The 5,501-nt window shown below is 73.9% G+C and carries 5 protein-coding genes; all 5 read right to left on the bottom strand.

Annotated elements, in window-relative coordinates; all coding sequences use genetic code 11:
- Positions 1-94: 94 nt before the first annotated feature.
- Positions 95-520 (bottom strand): SsgA family sporulation/cell division regulator, encoded by a 426-nt coding sequence (locus ACFW2E_RS40560; RefSeq protein ID WP_384475220.1) that lies wholly within the window; start codon positions 518-520, stop codon positions 95-97.
- A gap of 62 nt (positions 521-582) precedes the next feature.
- Positions 583-1,623, bottom strand: a complete 1,041-nt coding sequence (locus tag ACFW2E_RS40565) for a hypothetical protein (RefSeq protein ID WP_384475223.1) — start codon at positions 1,621-1,623, stop codon at positions 583-585.
- Positions 1,624-1,739: 116 nt separating this feature from the next.
- Positions 1,740-3,392, bottom strand: a complete 1,653-nt coding sequence (locus ACFW2E_RS40570) for a serine/threonine-protein kinase (RefSeq protein WP_384475226.1) — start codon at positions 3,390-3,392, stop codon at positions 1,740-1,742.
- Positions 3,393-3,591: 199 nt separating this feature from the next.
- Complete coding sequence (locus tag ACFW2E_RS40575) at positions 3,592-4,551, bottom strand: threonine/serine dehydratase (RefSeq protein ID WP_384475229.1); 960 nt, start codon at positions 4,549-4,551, stop codon at positions 3,592-3,594.
- Positions 4,552-4,622: 71 nt separating this feature from the next.
- Positions 4,623-5,501 (bottom strand): polyprenyl synthetase family protein (locus ACFW2E_RS40580; RefSeq protein ID WP_384475232.1); only part of this gene is annotated, 879 nt, incomplete at its 5' end.

Consider the following 5,501-nt stretch of genomic DNA (forward strand, 5'->3'; position numbering starts at 1 on the left):
GCACCCCGCTACGACGTGGGCAAGACCGTCAAACGCCCCGAGACCCTCAAGGCCATCGGTAAACCCGGCAGATCTTGGTAGATAAAGAACAAGCTCAGCCCGTCGCCAGTATCTCCGCCAGGACGTCGTCGACCCGGACCTCCTCCCGCCCCGGCGCCACGACCTTCCGTGTCTCTCTGAGAAAGGCGGCGATGGCGGGGGCCCAGGCGAAGGCCACCGCGCGGTGGCGCCCGCCGCCGGGCCGGACGTCGCCGAGGAAGTCCATGCGCAGCTCGTGCCACATGCCGGTGGCCACGGGACGGAACCGGACGTCCCCGACCCCGACCGGCCCGCGCAGACCGTCGGCGAGCATCTGCCGGTCCAGCCGCCACCGGGCGAGCACATGGCCGTCGTGGGCGAACACCGCCGTGACGGCGAACGGGTCGTCGGCGTCGTACGTCAGATGGGCGAGTACGGAGAAGCGGTCCGTGGCGCCCGCCTGGATCTGCACCACCAGGGTCTTGCGCACGAAGGGGGTCATGTGGGGGCCTCCGGGAACAATCGACGTAGGGCCCTCTAGTACCCCGCTCACGCGCAAGATGCTCACTCGCCCGGCGGATTGCTCCGTGCGTCGCGCAGGGCGGTGAGGCAGGTGCCGATGGCCCGCTGCAGTTCCTCGAGGCGCTGGACCATGTCGTCCTCGTAGAAGTCCTGGGCGTCGTCGAAGGTGAGCTCCTCGAACGCCCTGGCCGCCTTCTGCAGGCTGCTGTAGAACTTCGTCCGCCGCTCCTGTACGCGCAGTCCGGGGTCGGCCTCGACCGTCTCGACGACGAGGGTCCTTATGGTGTCGTAGGCCTCGGCGGCCCACTCGCCGCTGTCCTCGCCGTCGTCCAGTTCGTCGATGAGCGACAGGTGCCGCTCGGCCTCCTGGCGCAGTTCGGCGGGCGCGTCCACGGTCTGCCCGGCGGGCGTCCTGATCTGTCCCGACTCGGCGATCTGACGGACGTACCCGATCCGGTCCGCCGACCGGCTCTCGGTGGCCACCGCCTTCTTCAGGGCGTCCGTGCGCACCACGTCGCGGGCCAGCTCGGCCTGGAGTTCCGGGTCCTGACGCACCCGGTCGAGCAGGGCCGTGCGCGCCGCGCGGGCGGTGGAGGGGTCGGCGAGGATGGCGGCACGCAGGGCGGTGGGATTCTCCGCGACCTCCAGCGCCTTGGTGGGCCGGATGCCCTCGGCCTCGGCGGCCTCGGCGATGGCGGTGCCGCGCTCGGACGTGGCGCCGGACCGGGAGACGTAGTAGCCCAGCCACACGTCCGCGTCCGGCAGTTCCACCTCCTGGCCCGGTGCCAGCGCCTCGAAGTGGGGGACCACGCCGTCGTCGGCGGCCCGGTCCCAGGCCTTGTAGTAGCGCATGACCCGCTCGGCGGAACACCCGGCGAGCGCCGCGAACTCCTTCGCCGACACCTTCGCCGTCCCGTCCGCGCCCTGCCCGCCCGGCCGCACGCTGCGGGCCACCATCAGCCCGAAGGCCCATCCTCCGGTCCGCGCGTAGACCCCGAACTCCCGCGCGTCCCGCGCGATCAGGTCGGACAGGGGTGCCGGGGACGTGGGGGACGTCTCGGACGGGACGATCGCTAGGGTCACGGATGACTCTCCTGGGAGCACGGTGGCCGGTCTGCGCGGTGCAGACCGACCAGCCTATAGGGACGGACCCGTCGGCGATCCCGGAACGCTGACGGGTCCGTCAGGCCCTCGGCACGTCAGGCCGTCGGCAACCGGAAGGTCCGCAGGAAGGTCTTCAGCGCCAGACGGTCGGCGGCGCTGTTCCAGGCGTCGGCCGGAGTCGTGAAGCGCAGCGAGAAGCTGTGCCGGCCGCCGATGAGGAAACCGCGGCCGAAGGTGCGCACCCGGGCACTGCCGGACCCGGAGAGCCATTCCATGTCGGCGCCCTTGTAGCCCTGGTAGGTCGTCGCCTCGATCGCGCCGATCCGCTGGAATCCGTCCACGCGCTCCAGACCGGGCTGGACGTCGTCCCGCCACACGGCGACCGGGTCCGGGCCCGCCTGCGAGCTGTAGGTGACCGCCAGGGTGCGCGGGTCGTCGCCGCCCGGACCGAAGGTGACGCGGTAGGCGTCGTTCGTGCGCGTGGTGGTCTGCCGGGTCCAGCCCTCGGGGAGGGCGACCGAGAAGCCCTCCGGTGCGGTGTAGCGGCGGTAGCCGGCGGGCAGGGCGGCCGTGGTGGCCGAGGGGGAGGGCGAGGCCGTCGCGGTGGGGGCGGCCGTGGACCTGCCGGGCGTGGGGGAGGGGCGGGAGGCTGAGCCGTCGGTGCGGTCGCCGGTGGGGGTGGCCGGCGCGGACGCTCCCGCCGCGGACGCTCCCGCCGCGGACGCTCCCGCCGCGGCCCCCGCCGCGTCGGAGGTGCCGGTGCCGGGGAGCCCGAGGGTCGCGGCGAGCACGGCGGCGGCCACGGTGACGACGGCCAGCGCGGTGCCGACGACCATGGTGCGTCTGCTCCACCCCTGGCCGATGCGCAGGGCCGTCGCGCAGGCGCCGCGCAACCCGGGCACGGGCGCGGGCTCGCGGTCCGCCTCGGAGCCGTCCGTGAGGACTCGGGTGAGCGCCTCGCGGACCACCGGCCGGGTCAGCCGCTCCCGGGAGTCCTTGCGCAGCAGTCCCTGGACGACCCGGGCCAGCGGTCCGGCGCGCAGCGGGGTACGCAGGGGCAGCCGGTCCACGCCCTTGAGGGTGGCGTCGGGGCGGCCCCGGTCGCGGAAGGGCGGCCGTCCCTCGACCATCGTGTAGAGGATCGCGCCCAGCGCCCACAGATCGGCGGCCGGCCCGATGCGCTCGTCACGGGCCTGCTCCGGCGAGGCGTACGACGGCGCCGTGAGGCGAGGTGCCAGGGTCGCGCCCGCCAGTCCGAATCCGGTGACCACGACCGGGCCCTGGTCGCGCACGAACACCTGGCCGGGGCTGAGCTCGCCGTGCGTGAAGCCCTCGCCGTGCGCCGCCTCCAGCACGTCGAGCAGCTCCAGGCCGATCCGCGCAGCCCGCACGTAGTTGAACGAGCCCTGCTGGGCCAGCAGTTCACCCAGCGGCGTACCGTCGATCCACTCGGTCACGGTCCACAGCGTGCCGGACTCCTCGATCACGTCGATCACCATGGCCACCCGGCCCGGCCGGAGAACCGTCATGAGCTCGGAGGTGCGCAGGACACGGGCGACGGCCCTGCGCACGGTCTCCGCGGCCGGGCCGTCCGGCAGCGCGACCTGCGACACCAGGCGGGGCCGCTGCGCCTGCAAGTCCTCGGCGTACCAGCAGATCTGGTTCGTCTCGCGATGGACGGTCTCCACGAGCCGGTACCTGCCGGCGACCAACTCCTGTGCCGAGCCCTGCGCCTTGCCCATGGTCATACCTCGCTGAAACCCCCGCCTCGTCTTTCCCAGAGGTACGCGGGGGGCAACGGGGAGTGTTCAAAGGATCTGCAACTCCGGCTCGCTTCTTGCCTCTTATTCAACTGGCCGAACACGCCACCGACTTCCGGAAGACGGCCTATTTCCCGGCCTCGACCTGCAGGTAACCGAGGGTAAACAGCCGGGTGCCGATGAGGTCTCAGCGCAGCCGGAATCGATCGGTCCACGCCAGCAGTTCCGTGGGCGTCGTGTTGCCCCCGCACACCACCAGTCCGAGCCGGGCGCCGTCGCCCACCCGGTCCAGCACCTGCCGGGCCGCGGGCAGCAGACATCCGGCGGCCGGCTCGGCCCACACCTTGGCGTGTTCGGCGAGGTCGAGGCAGCCCTGTACGGCCGCCCGGTCCGGCACCACCAGCACCTCCGTGACCAGCGCGGACACATGCTCGTACGTCAGCCGGGACACGGCCGGGGCGCTGAGCGTGGTGACGATCGACGACAGCCGGACCGGTACCGGCCCGCCTGCCGCGAGCGCCTCGGACATCGCCTGGGCACCCTCCGTCTCCACGCCCCAGATCCGGACGTCCGGCCGGCGGGCGCGCAGGGCGGCCGCCACGCCGGAGATCAGGCCCCCGCCGCCGATGCTGACGATCACGTCAGTGAGTTCGCCGGCGTCCGCGGCGAGCTCCAGTCCCACGGTGCCCTGCGCCGCCACCACGATCGGGTCGTCGAAGGGGTGGACGAGGGTGAGCCCCTCCTCCCGCAGCCGGTTCACCAGCTCGAACGCGCTGTCCATCCCGTCGGTCAGCCGCACCGACGCGCCGGCCTCCTCGGCGATCGCGACGGAGCGCGCGGGCGCGGTGCGCGGCATGACGACCGTCGCCTTCACATGGAGGGCGGCGGCCATCACCGCGAGGGCGACGCCGTGGTTGCCGCCGCTCACCGCGACCACACCCGCCGCGCGCTCGGCCTCGCTCAGCGAGAGCAGTTTCGCCGTCGCACCGCGCGCCTTGAACGAGCCCGTGCGCTGGAGGAGTTCGAGCTTGGCGGTGACGGGGACGCCGAGCAGCCCGGACAGGCCGGGACTCGGCGCGGTGGGGGTGCGCACGACGTGCCCCGCGATCCGCCGTGCCGCGGTTTCGATGGCCGAGATGCCGATCAAGGTGGTTCACCCTTTCGGCGCGGGGGTGAGGGCCGCGCCGCCTCGACTGTGTCCCGGCGGGACCGGCAGGGTCAACACGGTTTCACAGGTCGCGGCGCACCAGGAAGTCCAGCAGACACCGCAGCTCGGCGGCGGTCCCGGGCGCCACCGCCGCGCCGGTGAGCGCGGACTCCGGGGCGGCCGGTGGTGGGCGGGGGGGGTACCGCACCCCGACGCGGGCGCGGGCCCCCCGGGGCGGCGTGGTGGGGGGGGGCCTCGCCCCGCGGCGCGCCGCGCCGCCCGCACTCCTCGATCAGGGCCGCCGCCGCCTCGGTCTCCCCCGCGTCCAGCAGCGCGGGCAGGTGCCGGGCGGCGGGGGAGTCGAACGCGGCGAGCACCGGGTACGTCTTCTTGCGCTCCCGCAGATCGCCGTGCACGGGCTTGCCGGTGACGGCCGGGTCGCCCCAGATCCCCAGGACGTCGTCGATCGTCTGGAAGGCGGTCCCGAGATGCCGTCCGGCCCGGTCCAGCGCGGTGACCGTGGACTTCGGGGCGCCGCCGAGCGAGGCGCCCAGTGCGGCCGCGCAGCCGAGCAGCGCACCCGTCTTGTGCTCGGCCATGGCCCGGTACTCCTCCGGCCGCACCCGTTCCGGACCGGTCCAGGGACGCGTGCTGAACAGCAGGTCGTCCGCCTGCCCCCGCACCAGGTCGGCCAGGGCGGCGGACAGCAGCCGTACGCCCGCCGCGCCGCCGGGTGCGGTGGCGAGGGTCTCCACGGCCAGCGCGAACAGCGCGTCCCCGGCCAGCACCGCCGGTCCGGTTCCGTAGGCCTTCCACACGGTCGGGCGGCGCCGCCGGTCCGTGTCGCCGTCCATGATGTCGTCGTGCAGCAGGGAGAAGGCGTGCACCAGTTCCACGGCGACCGCCGCGGTGACGCCGGTCCGGCCCGCTGCGCCCGCCGCCTCGGCCCC

This window comes from Streptomyces sp. NPDC058964 (genome assembly GCF_042741275.1).
Taxonomy (GTDB): Bacteria; Actinomycetota; Actinomycetes; order Streptomycetales; family Streptomycetaceae; genus Streptomyces.

What these genes read in the sequence shown, in the direction of transcription:
- ACFW2E_RS40560 (WP_384475220.1), bottom strand. Translation starts at nt 520, where the DNA reads ATGACCCCCTTCGTGCGCAAGACCCTGGTGGTGCAGATCCAGGCGGGC.
- ACFW2E_RS40570 (WP_384475226.1), bottom strand. Translation starts at nt 3,392, where the DNA reads ATGACCATGGGCAAGGCGCAGGGCTCGGCACAGGAGTTGGTCGCCGGC.